This is a genomic window from Mesorhizobium sp. M0910 (assembly GCF_040319465.1).
Taxonomy (GTDB): Bacteria; Pseudomonadota; Alphaproteobacteria; order Rhizobiales; family Rhizobiaceae; genus Mesorhizobium.
This window is the reverse complement of sequence record NZ_JAMYNZ010000022.1, coordinates 26,393-41,790: the sequence shown is the minus strand read 5'-3', so window position 1 is coordinate 41,790 and position 15,398 is coordinate 26,393. Positions and strand designations below refer to the sequence as shown.

The 15,398-nt window shown below is 62.3% G+C and carries 21 protein-coding genes and 2 pseudogenes; 10 read left to right on the top strand and 13 right to left on the bottom strand.

The window, feature by feature from the left end; translation table 11 throughout:
- From NKH78_RS30555 to NKH78_RS30535, 5 genes are all read left to right on the top strand, one after another.
- Window positions 1-230: hypothetical protein (locus NKH78_RS30555; protein WP_352779187.1), on the top strand; the 230-nt coding region annotated here is incomplete at its 5' end.
- A 352-nt stretch (window positions 231-582) separates the two neighbouring features.
- A complete protein-coding gene (locus NKH78_RS30550) occupies window positions 583-888 on the top strand; it encodes a DUF982 domain-containing protein (RefSeq protein WP_352509003.1) in 306 nt (101 codons plus the stop codon).
- A gap of 21 nt (window positions 889-909) precedes the next feature.
- Window positions 910-1,194, top strand: coding sequence for a DUF982 domain-containing protein (locus NKH78_RS30545; RefSeq protein ID WP_352479368.1), 285 nt, complete (start codon window positions 910-912; stop codon window positions 1,192-1,194).
- Between the two features lie 352 nt (window positions 1,195-1,546).
- Entirely contained in the window at window positions 1,547-2,185 is a 639-nt protein-coding gene (locus tag NKH78_RS30540) for a DUF1326 domain-containing protein (RefSeq protein WP_352509004.1), read from the top strand.
- A 4-nt stretch (window positions 2,186-2,189) separates the two neighbouring features.
- A complete protein-coding gene (locus NKH78_RS30535; protein ID WP_352509005.1) occupies window positions 2,190-3,062 on the top strand; it encodes a DUF2182 domain-containing protein in 873 nt (290 codons plus the stop codon).
- Window positions 3,063-3,067: 5 nt separating this feature from the next.
- On the opposite strand, the pseudogene NKH78_RS30530 reads toward NKH78_RS30535, so the two are convergent.
- Together NKH78_RS30530 and NKH78_RS30525 are read right to left on the bottom strand one after the other, a co-directional pair.
- A pseudogene (locus NKH78_RS30530) lies at window positions 3,068-3,250 on the bottom strand (multicopper oxidase domain-containing protein); the annotation flags it as partial.
- 121 nt (window positions 3,251-3,371) lie between these two features.
- Window positions 3,372-4,124 carry a TetR/AcrR family transcriptional regulator gene (locus tag NKH78_RS30525; RefSeq protein ID WP_352740991.1) on the bottom strand — a complete coding sequence of 251 codons (753 nt, stop codon included), beginning with the start codon at window positions 4,122-4,124 and terminating at the stop codon, window positions 3,372-3,374.
- Between NKH78_RS30525 and NKH78_RS30520 the strand changes: the two genes are divergently transcribed.
- Window positions 4,123-4,998: a class I SAM-dependent methyltransferase gene (locus NKH78_RS30520; protein WP_352509007.1), complete on the top strand. Its 876-nt coding sequence runs from the start codon at window positions 4,123-4,125 to the stop codon at window positions 4,996-4,998. The genes NKH78_RS30525 and NKH78_RS30520 overlap by 2 nt on opposite strands.
- 486 nt (window positions 4,999-5,484) lie before the next feature.
- Here the strand turns inward: NKH78_RS30520 and NKH78_RS30515 are convergent, their stop codons facing one another.
- The 8 genes from NKH78_RS30515 to NKH78_RS30480 all read right to left on the bottom strand — a co-directional run bounded on the left by NKH78_RS30515 (window position 5,485) and on the right by NKH78_RS30480 (window position 10,607).
- Window positions 5,485-6,039: a hypothetical protein gene (locus NKH78_RS30515; RefSeq protein WP_352479363.1), complete on the bottom strand. Its 555-nt coding sequence runs from the start codon at window positions 6,037-6,039 to the stop codon at window positions 5,485-5,487.
- The gene (locus NKH78_RS30510) at window positions 6,036-6,824 is read right to left on the bottom strand and encodes a DsbA family protein (RefSeq protein WP_352509008.1); all 789 of its coding nucleotides are present in this window, start codon (window positions 6,822-6,824) and stop codon (window positions 6,036-6,038) included. Before NKH78_RS30510 ends, NKH78_RS30515 begins: the two co-directional genes overlap by 4 nt.
- Before the next feature lie 44 nt (window positions 6,825-6,868).
- Window positions 6,869-7,111, bottom strand: a complete 243-nt coding sequence (locus tag NKH78_RS30505; RefSeq protein WP_352509009.1) for a hypothetical protein — start codon at window positions 7,109-7,111, stop codon at window positions 6,869-6,871.
- A complete protein-coding gene (locus tag NKH78_RS30500) occupies window positions 7,108-7,620 on the bottom strand; it encodes an SCO family protein (RefSeq protein ID WP_352509010.1) in 513 nt (170 codons plus the stop codon). The genes NKH78_RS30505 and NKH78_RS30500 overlap by 4 nt, the downstream gene beginning before the upstream one ends.
- Window positions 7,620-8,168 carry a TlpA family protein disulfide reductase gene (locus NKH78_RS30495; protein ID WP_254819350.1) on the bottom strand — a complete coding sequence of 183 codons (549 nt, stop codon included), beginning with the start codon at window positions 8,166-8,168 and terminating at the stop codon, window positions 7,620-7,622. Before NKH78_RS30495 ends, NKH78_RS30500 begins: the two co-directional genes overlap by 1 nt.
- A 7-nt stretch (window positions 8,169-8,175) precedes the next feature.
- Entirely contained in the window at window positions 8,176-8,616 is a 441-nt protein-coding gene (locus tag NKH78_RS30490) for a DUF411 domain-containing protein (RefSeq protein ID WP_352509011.1), read from the bottom strand.
- A gap of 28 nt (window positions 8,617-8,644) precedes the next feature.
- Window positions 8,645-10,081: a multicopper oxidase family protein gene (locus tag NKH78_RS30485; protein ID WP_352884962.1), complete on the bottom strand. Its 1,437-nt coding sequence runs from the start codon at window positions 10,079-10,081 to the stop codon at window positions 8,645-8,647.
- A 139-nt stretch (window positions 10,082-10,220) separates the two neighbouring features.
- Window positions 10,221-10,607, bottom strand: a complete 387-nt coding sequence (locus NKH78_RS30480) for a hypothetical protein (protein ID WP_352704678.1) — start codon at window positions 10,605-10,607, stop codon at window positions 10,221-10,223.
- A gap of 180 nt (window positions 10,608-10,787) precedes the next feature.
- Here NKH78_RS30480 and NKH78_RS30475 point away from each other — a divergent pair, with 180 nt between their 5' ends.
- Complete coding sequence (locus NKH78_RS30475; protein ID WP_352740986.1) at window positions 10,788-11,093, top strand: hypothetical protein; 306 nt, start codon at window positions 10,788-10,790, stop codon at window positions 11,091-11,093.
- Between the two features lie 100 nt (window positions 11,094-11,193).
- Here NKH78_RS30475 and NKH78_RS30470 read toward each other — a convergent pair whose 3' ends face one another.
- Window positions 11,194-11,862: an ArsR/SmtB family transcription factor gene (locus tag NKH78_RS30470; RefSeq protein WP_352884960.1), complete on the bottom strand. Its 669-nt coding sequence runs from the start codon at window positions 11,860-11,862 to the stop codon at window positions 11,194-11,196.
- A 70-nt stretch (window positions 11,863-11,932) separates the two neighbouring features.
- Here NKH78_RS30470 and NKH78_RS30465 point away from each other — a divergent pair, with 70 nt between their 5' ends.
- A complete protein-coding gene (locus tag NKH78_RS30465) occupies window positions 11,933-12,625 on the top strand; it encodes an MBL fold metallo-hydrolase (protein ID WP_352740983.1) in 693 nt (230 codons plus the stop codon).
- A gap of 78 nt (window positions 12,626-12,703) precedes the next feature.
- A complete protein-coding gene (locus tag NKH78_RS30460; protein WP_352740981.1) occupies window positions 12,704-13,894 on the top strand; it encodes an MFS transporter in 1,191 nt (396 codons plus the stop codon).
- 56 nt (window positions 13,895-13,950) lie between these two features.
- Here the strand turns inward: NKH78_RS30460 and NKH78_RS30455 are convergent, their stop codons facing one another.
- The gene (locus tag NKH78_RS30455) at window positions 13,951-14,145 is read right to left on the bottom strand and encodes a hypothetical protein (RefSeq protein WP_352740979.1); all 195 of its coding nucleotides are present in this window, start codon (window positions 14,143-14,145) and stop codon (window positions 13,951-13,953) included.
- A gap of 160 nt (window positions 14,146-14,305) precedes the next feature.
- A pseudogene (locus tag NKH78_RS30450) lies at window positions 14,306-14,562 on the bottom strand (KUP/HAK/KT family potassium transporter); the annotation flags it as partial.
- A 123-nt stretch (window positions 14,563-14,685) separates the two neighbouring features.
- Between NKH78_RS30450 and NKH78_RS30445 the strand changes: the two are divergent.
- Complete coding sequence (locus tag NKH78_RS30445; RefSeq protein ID WP_254819357.1) at window positions 14,686-15,330, top strand: hypothetical protein; 645 nt, start codon at window positions 14,686-14,688, stop codon at window positions 15,328-15,330.
- Window positions 15,331-15,398 lie beyond the last annotated feature (68 nt).

Here is a 15,398-nt window from a genome sequence, read left to right as displayed (position 1 = left end):
CACCGAACACTCTCTCCACGGCATCAACACCTCCCGGCAAAAACCGAAAAGTGTTACCTATGTGTCCGGTACAAATCGTCACCTATGTCTCGGGCCGCTCACTGCTGCCATTGCCCGCCGGTGCGCAGGAAAGCTCGGCCGCGAGCTCCGGCAGCAACGGCAATTCGACGACCACCGGCTGGCTGCGCACCTTGCTTTTGTCTGTCTCGTGTCTGTCTTGCACGGCTTGATCCGGATCCACTTCTCCACGGGTCGGACTGCCCAGTCGGCAAAAGGGCGGCTGCGGCGTGACAATAGGACAGGAGAAGAGGCCGATCTCGTCCGCGTTCTACGCAGATGGTGAACGTGTGCCATAGACCAAGCGAGTGACGTTCGTTCAACCCACCGGCTGGACCGAGCGGGCCGTCGCCTGAGTAGCACTCACCGTGTCCGTCGTAACCGAGGACTTTTGTCGGATAGCGCACTGGCTTCATGCGGTCTTGACGTCGAAAATCGGCCTTCACATATTTCCCGCAGGTCGCTGCCGATTGCTGGGGCGACCATCCTCAACCACCTGAAATCGTTCAAAGATTGGAGGTTTCGATGAGCGAGAGAACATTTGAGAGTCCCGTGTTCGTGAGAGCCGCGGAAGGTCTCATTCAAGAGATCGCCTGTCTTGAGGATGCTTTCGATTTTCTCGACGAATGGCCGAAGCATCGGCGAGGCGTGATCTACGAAACGGCAACGCGCGCGTGTCACCGCGCCTACGACGGTCTCATACCGTTAAAAGTCGCGCGGGATGCGTTCGCCGGCTTTGCCCGCTCCGTGAAGATCCTCGAGGACGTCGCAACGGCGATGCCTTGGGTGGCGGCCGCAAAGTCGGGCGAGACGGGCGGCGTTGCCGCCTGACCGTTTCGGAGGGAGGAAATCATGCTTTCTCAGCCCTTCGAAAAGCCCGTTCGCGTCTGGGTCGGACTCGGGTTCCCGAGGCAGCTGAATTCGGTCGTGGATGCCTACCAGTTCGTCACCGACTGGTGCGGGAACAGCCCTGAACAAAGGGCTGCGATCCGCGCCTGTAAAGCCGCTTTGGCCGGCGAGATCGACGCGGAGACGGCGCGCGGCGTTCTCGTGCAGTTCGCCAGGAAGAAAGACATCCTGGTCGAAGACGGAATGATGCCGCCGGTCACCACTACCGGGCAGGTTCTGCAAGCTTGATCCGCGGGCGGTTTCAGAGGCGGTGGCCATCGGGCCGCCGCCCAAAAGGTGCGCCGTGCGAAAACGCGCGCGTCGATGCGCCGGCAGAGTTTGCTGGCGGTTTCTATGTGCACCGCACTCCACTGGGTTGGGCGGTGAGCAAGGTTAAGGTCACAAGCTGTCAGACGTTGCGCCTGTTTCGCTGACTAGATGGGGTAACGGACCGCCAAAAAGCCGCGAGCGGAGCGCGCCACCCAAGCGCCGTAGCAAAGTGAGCCGCCCGCTTAGCGGCCCATTACCCGCCTAGGTAAGACGTGGCGCCGCGAGCGCCGATGGAGTAATCTTGCCCCATCAGTTCTCGGGAGTAAGAGCCATGAACGCAGTTCCTCGATGGCGGCTCGCAGGCGACTGGTTCGACATCTGCAGCTGCGACATCCCTTGTCCTTGCGAATTTGCACAGCGGCCGACCGGCAATCACTGCCAGGGCGTGCTCGCCTGGCACGTGCGTGAGGGCCAATACGGCGACGTGAAGCTCGACGGCCTGACGCTGGTGGCGCTCGGAGAGTTCGAAGGCAATCTCTGGGCCGGCGAGGCAAAGGCCGTCATGGGCATGTACCTTGATGAGAAGGCCAACGAGAAGCAGCGCGAGGCGCTGCAGACCATCTTCGGCGGGCAGGCCGGCGGCTGGCCGGCGGGCTTTGCCGCCAACATTGGCGAACTGCGCGGCATGGAGTTTGTGCCGATCGCCTTCGAGGTGGCGGGCGACCTCGCCACCTGGCGGGTCGAGATCCCTGGCCGCGTCGTCGGGCGTGCGGAAGCGCTTTCGGGGCCGACTACCCCACCCGGCAAACGCGTGCAGACGATCAACCCACCGGGCTCCGAGGTCGGTCCCGGCCAGGTTGCCACCTGGGGCCGTTCCGTCGAGGTCAGCACCAAGGGCTTCGGCCTCGACTGGACGGGCACTGCCCGCTCGAGCAAGCACATACCGTTCGAGTGGACCGGCCCGAGCTAAGGCGGTGGCAGACCCACGCGCCATCGGCCGGTTCTCCTTGCCGCCGCTTGTCACAAGGCTGGGCGGCGTGCCACTCGGCCTGCTTGCTTCCATCGCGCTGCTGACGGCGGCAGCCTGGGCGGTGACGCTCTACCAAACCCTCAGCATGAACATGCCGATGGGCATTGCCGTGCGCGGCCGGATGGGAGGCGTGGAGGGTATGGCCGGCATGGCGATGGGCGGCATCGCCGCCGAGCCTTGGTCGATCGGCAACGCCGCCGTGTTTCTCGCGGTATGGACCGTGATGATGGCGGCGATGATGCTGCCTGCTGCTGCGCCGATGATCTTCATGTTCGCGTCGGCACAGTCAAGGCGCGAACGCCGCGTTGCAGTTCCGACCTGGATCTTCGTCGCCGGCTATATCCTCGTCTGGGCTGGAGCCGGCTTTCTAGTGTATGCGCTGGTCCAGCTCGGCAGCGATATCGCGATGAGCTTCGATCCGCCTCAGCGTTCGCGTTGGGCGCCGCTCGCGCTCGGCGCCACGCTCGCAGCGGCTGGGCTCTACCAGTTCACGGCGGCCAAGCACATCTGCCTCGGGCACTGCCGCTCGCCACTGGCCTTCATTGCCGAGCACTGGCGCGACGGGCGGATCGGCGCCCTTCGCATGGGGCTGCGGCACGGCCTGTACTGCCTCGGCTGCTGCTGGGCGCTGTTTGCCGTTCTGGTCGCGGCCGGTGTCATGAGCCTCGCCTGGATGCTGCTTTTGACGCTGGTCGTCTTCGTCGAGAAGCTGTTGCCGCGCGGCCGCCGCTTCGAGGCGACGGTGGGGATCGCGTTGCTCGCACTCGGCATCGCGGTGGCGAGCGGCGCGGTGGCGATGCCATGGATGGCAGGGTAGCGCCGACGGCGGCTCGGCCCGACATTAACGGCGTCGGCAAGGAAGCGGGCCGAAGGGAAAATCGTCTCTCCGTCGCGGGCGACCACCTCGAAGGGTCCGCCATGGATGTGCATGGGGTGGATGAAGCCGTTGTTGGTGCCGATGAAACGCACTTTCAGGGTCTCGCCGACCTTCACGCGGATCGTCTCTGGCGCGAGCCGCTGGAGTGGAGCTTTCTCGCCATCGGCACTTCGGCAAGTCCAGCCCGATAAGTCCTCCTGGCGACCGCTATCAGGCGCCACGTCTGCCGCCGCCAAGGCCAATCCCGTTTTACGAATCGGAGCCTGATATATCCCAGGCGCCGACACCGTTTCCCGCCATTCCCTGGAACAGATCATCCGCTTGCGCCGGTGAAAGGTTCGTGTCGGTGGCGACCCACCAGGTGAGGACCGCAAGAAATGCGCCGGCGATGAACTGGACGGCGAATTCGACGGGCACTCCACCTCCACCGACCCGCTTTCCGACAAGTTCTGCTCGGACGGCGCGCCGGATACGCTCGCGCAATTCGTCATGGATCGTGTCGCCGCTGCTCGCAAGCAGCGCGTGGTGAAGCGACCGGAACGCAAGTGCGTGTTCGAACATGGGAAGGCTAAACGCAAACAGGCGAGCACCAATCTCCTGACTTGCCGACATGCGCCCACGGCTTAGCGACCCCAGATGCGCCTCGATGGTCGCGCTGCGTAGAGCATCCTTGTCTGCGTAGTGGGTATAGAAGGTAGACCTGCCGACATTTGCTCTCTGACAAATGTCGTCGACCGTTTTGGCCGCATATGCGTGCTCCGGGATCAGGGCAATAAGCGCATCCTGCAGCAGCGCGCGCGTCCGCGCGACGCGGCGATCGATGGTGTTTGAGTCGCTCGTTCGGTCGATTTTTATGGTCATCGCCACGTTCGGCGCCTGCTTCTGGACATTCAAAGCTCTGGTGTCCGGAATCTCATGCTGGACATTGTGTCCAGTATGATACGCCAAGTCCAGAAGCTCAAATCGTATATTGGACAGGCCGCAACGGAAGGTCGCCGACATGCACTTATCTGGTCACCGCGCCGGCAACGGACGGCATTCGCGCAAGGGCGTGATCGCGATGGCCCTGCTTGCCAAACTGTCGCTCGTCGCCGGCTTCCTCTTTCTGGGCAATTTTGGCATGGGCTACATCGGCGCCGGCGCCTGGGTGGCGGCGTTCCACGGCCTTATCCTAGCGGCAATCGCGATCGTATTGCTCTGGGGCTTCCTTTCTCGCATAGGCCTCGGCGGAAAAGGCACGCACGGCGCGAGCGACAGGGGGATCGGCATCGTCCTGCACCGGGCGGCGGGCTATGACTGGCTTGCGCGCGTTCTGACCCTCGGCCGCGAGGGGCGGTTTCGCGAGCACATGCTTCGCTTGGCGAAGCTCCGGCCCGGCGAAGCGGTGCTTGATGTCGCCTGCGGGACGGGAACCCTTGCGATTGCCGCGAAGCGGCTAGTGGGTTCTGATGGAGGCGTCACGGGCGTCGATGCTTCGGCTGAAATGATCGAGAGGGCGCGCGCCAAGGCCAAAAGGTCTGGCCTCGATCTGACCTTCGTCAACGGGACGGCGCAGAAGCTTCCCTTCAAGGACGCGCAGTTCGACATTGTGATCGGTACGCTGATGCTGCATCATCTGTCGAAGCCCGTTCGATCGGCCTTCGTCCGCGAGGCAGCACGCGTCTTGAAGCCCACTGGCCGGCTGTTGCTTATCGATTTCGGCAGGCCGGTACGCAAGTCCAGATTGCCGAGACTTCATCGACATGGTCACGTGGACATGAATGGGATCGCCTCGTTGTTGACCGAGAGCGGATTCAAGGTCGGCGACATCGGCGCCGTCGGAACCAAGAACCTGAACTATGTTCGCGCGACGACGGACAAGGTCCGATCAGCGTGACCGAGGCATGCGACAGCCGCCAGACTTAAGCGTCGCCCCGAAAAGTCACGCGACATGGAGCCCGAGCCTCGAAGGGTAGCAGTCTGGCGGGTCGTGCGAACTGAGCGCCAGCCTTGCCGACTCGTGGCAGGGTCGTCGACGTGGGGCGTGACGGCAAGCCCCTGATCCGCATCGTTGCTGATCTCGGCCGAAGCCCGCCTCGGCGGCCAACGCCTCGGCGCTTCAATCGGTCAGTGTTGTAGATATTTGACGAGCGCCGCAATCGCGAGCACGAGGGCGACCAACACCAGGATCCAGATGAGGCCCATCCCGCCCATCAACCACATGCCCCCTGACCCATCCATCATGGAAATGATCCTCTGGCGCGAAGGCTGAGTTCGCCGCCCACGATTGGCGAGTGCAAGCTAAGTTAAGTCGCCGGCAACCTCCGTCAAGACAACGGTGATTCCGGTTACAGAACGGGGAAAGATGCATACTCCGGCAATTCTACATTCCCCCGCCGCAGCCGTCGGACAGGTCCCATACGTTCACAATTTGCCTGCCGTCAAAGCCGTGTTCGTGGATCAGGTATTTCGCCAGTCCGCCATACACTCTCCAGCGCCAGCACGGGCAGCAGCAGGGGCCCTTCTCCTCGGAATTGGCCATCGCGTAATCGTATGCCTTCTGCTCGTCCCCGGTGAGCTTCAGATCGTAGTAAGGCAGCATCTGCTGCGCGGTCGCCGCCGGTATGTCGTACGGGTCGCTGGGGATCATCGGGATGGCGCGATATTGGGTAAGCCCATTTACCTGCTCGCGATAGCGTTTCAATTCCATCGGGCTGCAGCACGAGCCCTTGATGCGCGCCATCGCGGGCATGGTCGCGATCGACTCGGTAAACTTGGCCGAGCAGGTGCTGTTGCCGCTCTCGCTAAGATCTTTGAACCGTTTGGTCAATTCGGGATCGTCGGCAGCGATTGCCAAATCCGGTGCGAGAAAGCCTGCAGCCGCGGCGGCGCCGAAGACGCCGAGAATGACGGTGCGTCGGTTTGGGGTCCTTGTCATTTGCCGCTCCTCGCCTGCTCGATGAGCTTCTTCAGCGTCGCAAGATCGGTGGCGCCGGGAAAAATCTGGTCGCCGGCGATAAATCCCGGCGTTCCCGTTATTCTCAGCGCCTGGGCCAGTTCCATGTTGCGGTCGATCAGCGCCTGGATGTCCGGCTGCCGCATATCGCCCTTCATGCGCTCGACGTCCAGCCCGGCCTCGGCGGCGATCTTGAGGACGGCCGCCTCGGTCACCCTTGTCTTGGACCCATAGAGCGCCTTGTGAAACGCTGTGTATTTGCCCTGCTTGTCGGCGGCGAGCGCCGCCTTGGCCGCGAACACCGAATCTGGGCCGAGGATGGGGAATTCCTTGTAGACGATCCTGAGTTGCGGATCGTCGGCCGCAGCCTGTTCCATGACCGGCGCCATCTGCCTGCAATAGGGGCAATTATAGTCGAAGAACTCGACCAGGGTAACGTTGCCCTCGGCGTTGCCGCCGACTGGACTTTGCTTGTCACGGAAGATGTCGTCCGCGCGCGCCTTGAGCACCTGCCTGGCCTGGGCTGCATCTGCTTCACGCTGGCGCTGGTCCAGGCTTTTCAGCGCCTGCACGAGAACCTCCGGATGCGCCAGGATATAGTCGTGTATCCGCTGGTCGAACTGATCCTGGGACATTTCGCCTGCAGCATTCGCCTGTATGGCTTGAAAGCCCGGATCGAGCAGGAACCATCCTGTCAGGCCGGCAAAGAGCAGGGCGCGGGCGATGCCGCTGCAATACCTGGCTGCATCTCTTGGCTTGGTGAACATGCGCGTCTCCCTTTCTTGTCGTCGAGAATGTCGGTGCCTCTCCGTCAAAAGAGGCTCTTCAATTTTGCCAGCCAGCCTTCGTCCCGTTCGTGGTGCGTGCGCTCGACATTGTTAGTGAGCGCGTTGACGAAGGTGACGAGATTGACGGGCGCGAAGTTCAGGCCGTGGAAATTCGCCCGCCAGCGGCCCTCCTTGTCGATCACATGCGTGACGATCCCGTGCATCTGGTAGCCATCATTGGTCAGGCTGAATTTGTGACCGAAGGCTTCCGCCAGATTGCGGGTCATATCCTCCGGCTGGCCCGGGGCAGTGGCCAGGAACAGCCAGTTGACAGGGTCGAGCCCATGCGCCGGTCCATAGGCATTGAGCACATCGGCTTGTCCTTTGTGGGGTCGGTGGTGATCGTCACGAAGGTGACCTGATCCTTCATCGGCGTGCTATTCACCATCTTCTGGATCTCGGCGATCTTCTCGGCATGCAGCGGGCAGACGTCCGGGCACGATGTGTAGATGAAATGGAGGACGACGACCTTGCCGATGAGGTCGGCCGGCCGCACGATGCGACCGTCGGCGGTGCGCAGCGTGAAATCGGGCGTTGGCCTGTCGATCTGCTGGAAATATTTCTCGTCGTTCTGCAGCATGGCGTCGACTTCGTCCATTGAATGCGCCCGCGCTCCATGCGTGAAGCCGGCGATCAGCGCGGTGAAGACGATCAGGGCGCACAACAGACGCATCCATTCGTTCCAAGCGGATGAAACGTCCCGAACCGTCGGCTCGTCCCGGTTTCTGGCAAGCATCAGCCTTTTCCTTTCGGGCTAGCGGCAATACGGCTGCGGATGAAATCGACCATGTCGGGAGAATCCCATTCAGCCGGCCCGATCAGCCGGCCAATCTCCTTGCCGTCGCGGTTGATAAGCACGGTCATCGGCAGGCCCACCGCGCCGAGCGTGAACATGACTTTGGCCGAGGTATCGATGTTCAGCGCAAGGTGTGTCACGCCGGTCTCGGCGAAGAATTTCTTCACGGCGTCGGGACCCTTCCGGTCCATCGACAGCGCGACGACCTCGAAATCCGGTCCGCCGAGCTTGGCCTGCAGCCGATCAAGCGTAGGCATTTCCTTGCGGCAGGGCGCGCACCATGTCGCCCAGATGTTGAGCAGAACCACCTTACCGGAGAAATCGGCGAGCGTTTTCGGCTTGCCGGTGCCGTCCTCGAAGCTGATTTCCGGCACGGCGGCGGGCGTATCGAGCAGTGTGAAGTTCTCAGATGCCCCCGCTGCCACGGAGGGCGGCGGAAACGCCAGCAGCGAGCAGACAAGGAAGATAGCCCATTTGCACTTGATCACGGTGCGCTCACTCGGTCGCATAGACGGTCGGCGCCTTGCCGTCCTTGGTGAAGGCGTAGATCGTCCAGGTCTCGGACTTCTCGCCGCCCATGCCGGGCGCGCCTGCCGGCATGCCGGCCAGCGTGATGCCGCTGATAGCTGGCCGCTCGGTCAACAGCTTCTTGACGATTTCGACTGGCACAAGGCCGTCGACGACATAGCCGTCGACCATCAGTGTATGGCAGCCCTCAAGGTCCGCCGGCACGCCGGCATCGCTGCTGATTTGAGAGAGATTGTTGACCGGCTTGATATCGACCTTGAAGCCATTGTGCTCAAGGTAGTTGGCGTAGGATTCACAGCAGCTGCATTGCGGGTTCTTGTACATGACGGCGTTGATAGTCGCGGCGAAGGCGGGCAGCGGCGTTGCGATCAGCAGGGACAGTGCGGCAAGGCGGTAGGTCAGTTTCATTGCAGTTCTCCTTGGTTGGATAAAACTTTCAGGTCACGTGGAACACTGTCATCAGGCCGGCCATCTGGTGATCGGCGACATGGCAGTGCAGCATCCAGTCACCGGGATTGTCGGCAACGAAGGCGCATTCGATCGTGTCCTTGGGGGCGAGCAGCACCGTGTCCTGCCATTGCCGGTGCGGTACCGGCAAGCCGTTGCGCGAAAGCACCGACAGGCTGAAGCCGTGAACGTGCATGGGGTGCCACCAGGCGGTTTCGTTGCGCACAGTGAGGTGGCAAGTCACGCCGCGTTTGAGCGTAAACTGCGGCGCCATGCCGGCATCGCCATCGCCGGTCATCGACATGCCGTTGATTGCCCAGGCGGCGGCGCCGTTCATGCCGGGCATCGCCATGCCCATCATACCGCCGACGCCGGCCAGCTTGCCGCCGCCCATCATGCCGCCTTGCAGGACGATCTCATGCCGTTCGGCCTTGGCCAGATCGGGGGCCGGCAGCGGATTGGCGGGCAGGCGACGCGGCGCATCGAGAAGATGGTGGCGCAGCGGCGGCGCCTTGTCATAGGCAAGCGTTGTCAGCGTGTAGATGAGGCCGTCATAGAAGTCGTCGACCACGGCGTGCCTGCTGCCGGGACCGCCCTGCATGTCGAGCATAATGTCGATGCGCATGGCCGGTGCCAGCACCAGGCGGCCGTCTTCCGGTTCATGCGGGTCGCAGGGCTGGCCGTCGACCGCGACGATCACCGGACGGTGACCCTCGAAGCGCAGCGCCACCATGCGGGCAAGGCAGGCATTGGCGAGCCGCAGTCTGACGCGCTCACCTGCCGTCACGCTCAGGTCGGCCGGCGCCGCGCCGTTGATGGTGACGGCATTGCCGACGCGGCCCGACATCGACGCATCCATCATGCTGCCGAAGCCGCCGGCGATCTGGCCGTCACTGGTGAGCCGCCAGTCCTGCAGCAGCCAGAGGAGATCGCGGTCGGCGGCGACGGGCTCCCGTTCCTCAACGATCAGCGGGCCGGCGAGTCCACGGCCGATCTGTACCAGGCTGTCGGCATGCGAATGGTACCAGAAGGTGCCGGCATCTGGCGGCGTGAACTCATAGACGAAGTTCTCGCCCGGTCCGATCGGCCTCTGGGTCAGGTCCGGCACGCCGTCCATGGCGTTCGGCAAACGGATGCCATGCCAATGGACGGTCGTGTCTTCGTCTAGTCCGTTCTCGACAGTGATGCGGACCGGCTGGCCCTGCCGCAGGCGCAATGTTGGGCCGGGGGTGGTGCCGCTATAGGTCCAGACTGCGGTAGACGGACCTTCGGCGCCATTGAGCAGCGCCTGGCCCGGGCCGACCTTGATCCGGCGCTCGTCCTCGGTCGAGGCGCGTGCAGGACGCAGCGAGCAGGACACGGCAGCGCCCGCCGCCGCCGCAAAAAACCCGCGGCGCGATATCGAATGACTGAAATCGTATTTCACCCTGCTAGCCCTTTGCGATCTCGATCGATGGCGAGCCACTCGGCATCGAACTGGAATGCTGTATGCGCCCGCGCGCGCAACGATGCGCAACACAGGCGATCAGGCGCCGGGAATCAGCCGCGTCACGGCTGAAACGGCGTCAAGCGCTGAGTCGGGGAGGGTATGGGTCGGGTAGGGAACTTCGTCCCTGCAGGAACGGGGCAGCTTGCGTCGATGGCTGCTGCACGTGGAGAACTGCCGTCACCGCGAGGTCTTGCGGCAGCACCGCCAGCACCGGTGCGATGCAGGTCGGCGGACAATGCATCGGGTTGCCACTGTCGCCGATGTCTTTGAGGCACGCCCTGCAGTCGCCGTTCATGGAAGCACCGGCCAAAGTGCCTGTGCTGGCACCGGTGGACATCGCCATAGCGTCCGCCATCTTGGCCGACATGACGCTGGCCTGAGCGGCAGACAGGCTGAACCCGGCGGTCAGGAAGACCGCTATTAGCATGACGAGGAGATGCTTTGGCGACAGCCGGGCCATCATCCGCCTACGCTGGCCGCAAAATGCAGCTTTTGCAAGTCCCCGATGCTGCGACATCAAGACTTACGCGATAAGCTCCGGATTGGCTTCGGTGAATTCAGCGTGCGGAACGAATGATGGCTAGTTCCTTCATCGCGAAGGGCCCGGTCGATCAGCACGAAATAGGGCGGTGGTCCAAGCACCGTGATCTGGCCGGCCGAGGTGATGCTGATCAGCAGGCGGCACCCCGACGCGAAAAGCTGCTCGGCGACCGGCACGGCGAACGAGGAGCCGACCGCACAGCCAAATGATGCCAAGCGTCTGGCCATCCAGTTCGAACTCGTGAAGGACGGTATGATAGCAGGCCCAGCCCGACGATGGGCGGGCGCGGCCTTCTTTGCGCAACCGGCGCACTATGTCGCCGTCCGGATCAAGGACACACACAGAAGGCATACGTTCCGGCGACAGGCCTTTTTGCCGCCGCGCCTCGCGAAGCATGTTTCAACCTGAAACACGGACTCGGCCGAATAGTCCTTCAGCTCAAGCAGCGGTGATCGCGGAACTGGTGGCGTCATGTTGTTCGATCGAAAACTTTTGGCTGCGGGACCACTCAGGCCGCTGCCTCAATTGGAAGGCCTGCGGCCTTCCAATCGGGATACCCGTCCTCGAGCCGGTGAGCGACATACCCTCGCGCCCGCAGTGCCGCGACAGCCTCGAACGAGAGAACGCAATAACGGCCGCGGCAATAGGCAATGACCTCGCGGTTCGCGGGAAGTTCCGCCAGCCGGTTTTCAAGTTCAGCGAACGGGATGTTGAGCGCCCCCGGTAGATGTCCGAGCGCGAATTCGTCCTCCGACCGGACATCGAGAACCGTGACAAGGCCATCACGCAACCTTGAGACAAGCTCTTCAGGCGACACAGCCTCCAAGGCGTCGCGAGCCTGGAAATAGTCGGTCATGACGCGGTTGACCTCGGCGACGTTCCGCTCGCCCACGCGCCCCAGAGCCTTCATTAATTCAACCACCAGAACATCTCCTGAAAGGCGATAGAGCATATGCTTGCCATGCCGCTCGGCCTCGACAAGTCGCGCGCGTCGAAGGATTTGAAGGTGGCGCGAGGCGTTGGCAAAGTTGAGGCCGGCCCGAGCCGCTAGTCCTTCGACGCTGCGTTCACCCTGTGCGAGGTGCTCCAGCAATTCCAGCCGATGCGCATGCCCGAGCGCCTGAGCCACCTCTGCAAGGCTGGCGAAAATCGCCTGTTTTGGTCCAATGCTTGACACGACTGTTCCTCGGTGAAACATTCAGCAGAATAATTGAATATTACCGCAGGCGAGGTAGGGAGCGCAAGCCATGATCCTCCGTCAATTCCTCCATTCCGATCCCGTCGCCGCATCCTACCTGTTCGGATGTGGTGGAAAATCGGCCGCTGCGGTGGTCGATCCGGTCGGTGACATTGCGCCTTACCTTAGGGTCGCCGAGGCGACGGGCATGCGCATCCTCTATGTGGTCGACACGCACATCCATGCCGACCACATTTCCGTCGGGCGGGCGCTCGCTGCAGCGTCCGGCGCGGAATACCTGCTCTTCGAAGGCGCGGAGGCCGGGTTCCCGTTTCTGCGCGCCATGCACACGCCCGGGCATACGCCGGAGCACATTTCGCTTTTGGTCACCGATCGGACACGCGCGAGCGAGCCGTGGTTCGTGCTGACAGGCCACACGCTGATGGTTGGCGATCTCGGGCGAACCGAACTGGCAACCGACGCCGAGGCCGGCGCGCGGACGCTGTTTTCCAGCGTGCGCCGTCTCAAGCAACTGCCGGATCACGTCGAGGTGCTGCCCGGCGCATATTCCGGCTCGGTCTGCGGGCGCTCGCTCAGCGGCAAGCCGACATCGACGATTGGCTTCGAGAAGCGCTTCAACAAAGCATTCCGCATTGAGGACGAGGGCACCTTCGTCGCCACGATGGTCGCCGACATACCACCTCCGCCGCCGGATGCGGCGCGCAACCGAGCCACCAATGCCGGGTTGGCCGCCGCGGCCTGACCGATGGGCGTTTCGCGGTCAGCAGGCTCGACTGTCAGACTTGGGCTTAGGGAAAACTGGCGGCAGTTTGCTCTCCTGATGCTGGTGAATGCTTTTGTCGGCGGCATGGTCGGGATCGAGCGAACGGTCGTGCCCCTCATCGGATCGGAAGAGTTCGGCATCACGTCAACGACACTTGTCGTCTCCTTCATCGTGAGCTTCGGCGTGGTCAAGGCGCTTGCCAATCTCGTCTCCGGCCAACTCGCCGATAGCTGGGGGCGCAAGCGCGTTCTCGTCCTCGGCTGGCTTGTCGGCTTGCCGGTTCCGTTCATGATCATCTGGGCTCCGAGCTGGGGATGGGTGATTGCGGCCAATGCACTGCTCGGCATCAATCAGGGACTGGCCTGGTCGATGACTGTGGTCATGAAGGTCGATCTCGTCGGTCCGAAATCACGTGGCCTTGCAGTCGGCCTCAATGAATTTGCCGGCTATCTCGCCGTCGGCGTAACGGCATTCCTCACGGGCTATCTCGCTTCGCGATACGGCCTGCGCCCGGTGCCCATCTATCTCGGGATCGGCTACGCCATCGTCGGCACCGTACTGTCGGTGCTGCTAATCCGTGACACGCGCGACCACCTCCGGTTGGAAACATCCGCTCACGCAATGCAATCCGCGCCGATCAGTTTCCGGGAGGTGTTTGCGCTGACCTCGTTCCGGAATCGCAATCTGTTCGCGGCTTCGCAAGCCGGCCTAGTCAACAACCTCAACGACGGCATGAGCTGGGGTATTTTCCCATTGTTCTTCGTGTCCTTCGGACTTGGCATCGAGCGCATCGGCATCCTGAAGGCGGTCTATCCCGCAACATGGGGAATCCTGCAGGTCGTCACCGGCCCCTTGAGCGATCGCTGGGGCCGCAAGGGCCTGATCGTCGCAGGGATGTGGACCCAGGCCGGCGGTCTGTTTCTTACCGCCGCCACGGGCCGGTTCGAATGGTGGCTCATCGGCAGTCTTCTGCTCGGCCTTGGAACGGCAATGGTCTATCCAAGTCTGATCGCTGCCGTTTCCGACGCCTCGCATCCCAGCTGGCGCGCCCGCTCGCTCAGCGTCTATCGGTTCTGGCGCGATCTCGGCTACGCGATCGGCGCGCTCTCAGCAGGTCTCATCGCCGATCGCTTCGGGCTCTCGTGGGCGGTAACATCGATTGCCGCATTGACGTTTGTCTCTGGCGCAATTGTTGCCATCGCGATGCAGGAGGCCGCCAAAGGTTCGCGCCAACCTTCCCGCAGATAGTCGACCGGGGGTCGGCCTGATATTCGATGGCACTCACGGACTCGCTCACGCTCATCCTACGGTACATTGGTGTTGCGCAACTGGCCATCATTGCCGGCCTGGCCGTTCGTGATCTGCGCTTCAGTCTCGTCGGCTACCTCGTTGCGGTGTTCTGCTTTGGGGTCGCCTCCAGCACCAGATTGCGAGCCTGCCGGCTCGGCAATCCTTAGCGTGTAGTATTCGATCGGAACGCCTCTCGTACCGACGCGCATCAGCTTGTTCCTCGCTAAAGGAACGCGTTCAGGCAGTATGCTCGCATGGGTTGGACAAATCCATATGATGTCGACGCGAGCCAATGCGCCTGTGGGCTCACGTGGGTTGACGGATGGGCAGGTGCCAAGTCGGACCAGCGCCTACTGTATATGCAGAAGCTTAGACAGCCACCTGAGTTCCGATCTCGACCACACGTCCGGTCGGAATCTTGCAATATTCAGTCGCATCAGCCGCCGTGCGCGCCAGCCCGGTGAACAGCTTGTCGTGCCAGACCGGCATGCCGGAATTGGGCGATGTCTTGAGCGAGCGCCGCGACAGGAAGAAGGATCTCGTGATGTCGAACTTCCAGCCTTCTTGCGGCGGATCGCCAGCGCGCGGGGGATGTTGGGCTGCTCCATATAGCCGAAGGTCAGCGTCCCGAAAAAACCTTGGTCAAGCAATGGGGTAGAGCCCTCCAATTTCTGGAGCAGGGAACTTGCTTCTTCACGGGAAACACCGGAGGAATGATGATCAACTGAGAATTGATTCGGAGCTTGTGCATGCGCGGGGTGCAAGCGGCTTTGGCTGCGCTGATTCTGACCGGTTCCTTCACTTCCGCCCTCGCCGACAACAGTTCTCCCTTCATCTATTTTGCAACCGAAGATCCTTTCGCTGCCGGTCAACCGACGAAGAACGACGTCTATGTTTTTGGGGGCGTCTTTGTGACCGGGTCCTTCGGGGATACTATCAACGTCTTCGGAGCCGACTATACGAACAATTACATGATTGGAGCTGCTTACGGCCGTGATTTCGCCGATGTTGGCGCCGGTTTTGTCCTTGGCGGTGTGACTGGGGCTGCCATAAGGTTTGGCGAGGACGACGATACATCCGGAGAGCTTTGGGCCGGGATGCGGCTTCGCCACCAGGGCCTTGTCATCGGCGATCTGGCGATTGCGCCAGCGCTGACGGCCGGTGTCAGTGCCGTTACAGGCGTCACCGAGATCGAGCACGCCCGCGAAATCCATTACGATGGCGATGCATCCTTCCTTGGTTTTATCGGCGCGGAGCTTTCTTTCAGACTAAGGCAAGCTCCCAACGTCGAGCTTGTCTATCAACTCCATCACAGATCCGGCGCCGGAGGCACGTTTGGAAACATGGGAGAGGGTTCCAACGCGAATACTGTCGGAGTGCGTTATCGCTTTTAGCTCACGCCTGAATGCTTCGAGTCGGGGCTGACATTCTGTGAGGGTGCGCTGGTTGCCGGCCGCACGCC

Bases quoted from the DNA above. Each gene is read 5' to 3' on its own strand.
- NKH78_RS30525 (WP_352740991.1), bottom strand. From the start codon at position 4,124: ATGTCGGCGACCTTCCGTTGCGGCCTGTCCAATATACGATTTGAGCTT.
- NKH78_RS30545 (WP_352479368.1), top strand. From the start codon at position 910: ATGCTTTCTCAGCCCTTCGAAAAGCCCGTTCGCGTCTGGGTCGGACTC.
- NKH78_RS30540 (WP_352509004.1), top strand. From the start codon at position 1,547: ATGAACGCAGTTCCTCGATGGCGGCTCGCAGGCGACTGGTTCGACATC.
- NKH78_RS30510 (WP_352509008.1), bottom strand. From the start codon at position 6,824: ATGTTCACCAAGCCAAGAGATGCAGCCAGGTATTGCAGCGGCATCGCC.
- NKH78_RS30445 (WP_254819357.1), top strand. From the start codon at position 14,686: ATGCGCGGGGTGCAAGCGGCTTTGGCTGCGCTGATTCTGACCGGTTCC.
- NKH78_RS30520 (WP_352509007.1), top strand. From the start codon at position 4,123: ATGCACTTATCTGGTCACCGCGCCGGCAACGGACGGCATTCGCGCAAG.
- NKH78_RS30490 (WP_352509011.1), bottom strand. From the start codon at position 8,616: ATGAAACTGACCTACCGCCTTGCCGCACTGTCCCTGCTGATCGCAACG.
- NKH78_RS30550 (WP_352509003.1), top strand. From the start codon at position 583: ATGAGCGAGAGAACATTTGAGAGTCCCGTGTTCGTGAGAGCCGCGGAA.
- NKH78_RS30505 (WP_352509009.1), bottom strand. From the start codon at position 7,111: ATGACCCGCAATCTGGCGGAAGCCTTCGGTCACAAATTCAGCCTGACC.
- NKH78_RS30500 (WP_352509010.1), bottom strand. From the start codon at position 7,620: ATGCTTGCCAGAAACCGGGACGAGCCGACGGTTCGGGACGTTTCATCC.
- NKH78_RS30480 (WP_352704678.1), bottom strand. From the start codon at position 10,607: ATGATGGCCCGGCTGTCGCCAAAGCATCTCCTCGTCATGCTAATAGCG.
- NKH78_RS30455 (WP_352740979.1), bottom strand. From the start codon at position 14,145: ATGCGCGTCGGTACGAGAGGCGTTCCGATCGAATACTACACGCTAAGG.
- NKH78_RS30515 (WP_352479363.1), bottom strand. From the start codon at position 6,039: ATGACAAGGACCCCAAACCGACGCACCGTCATTCTCGGCGTCTTCGGC.
- NKH78_RS30465 (WP_352740983.1), top strand. From the start codon at position 11,933: ATGATCCTCCGTCAATTCCTCCATTCCGATCCCGTCGCCGCATCCTAC.
- NKH78_RS30460 (WP_352740981.1), top strand. From the start codon at position 12,704: ATGCTGGTGAATGCTTTTGTCGGCGGCATGGTCGGGATCGAGCGAACG.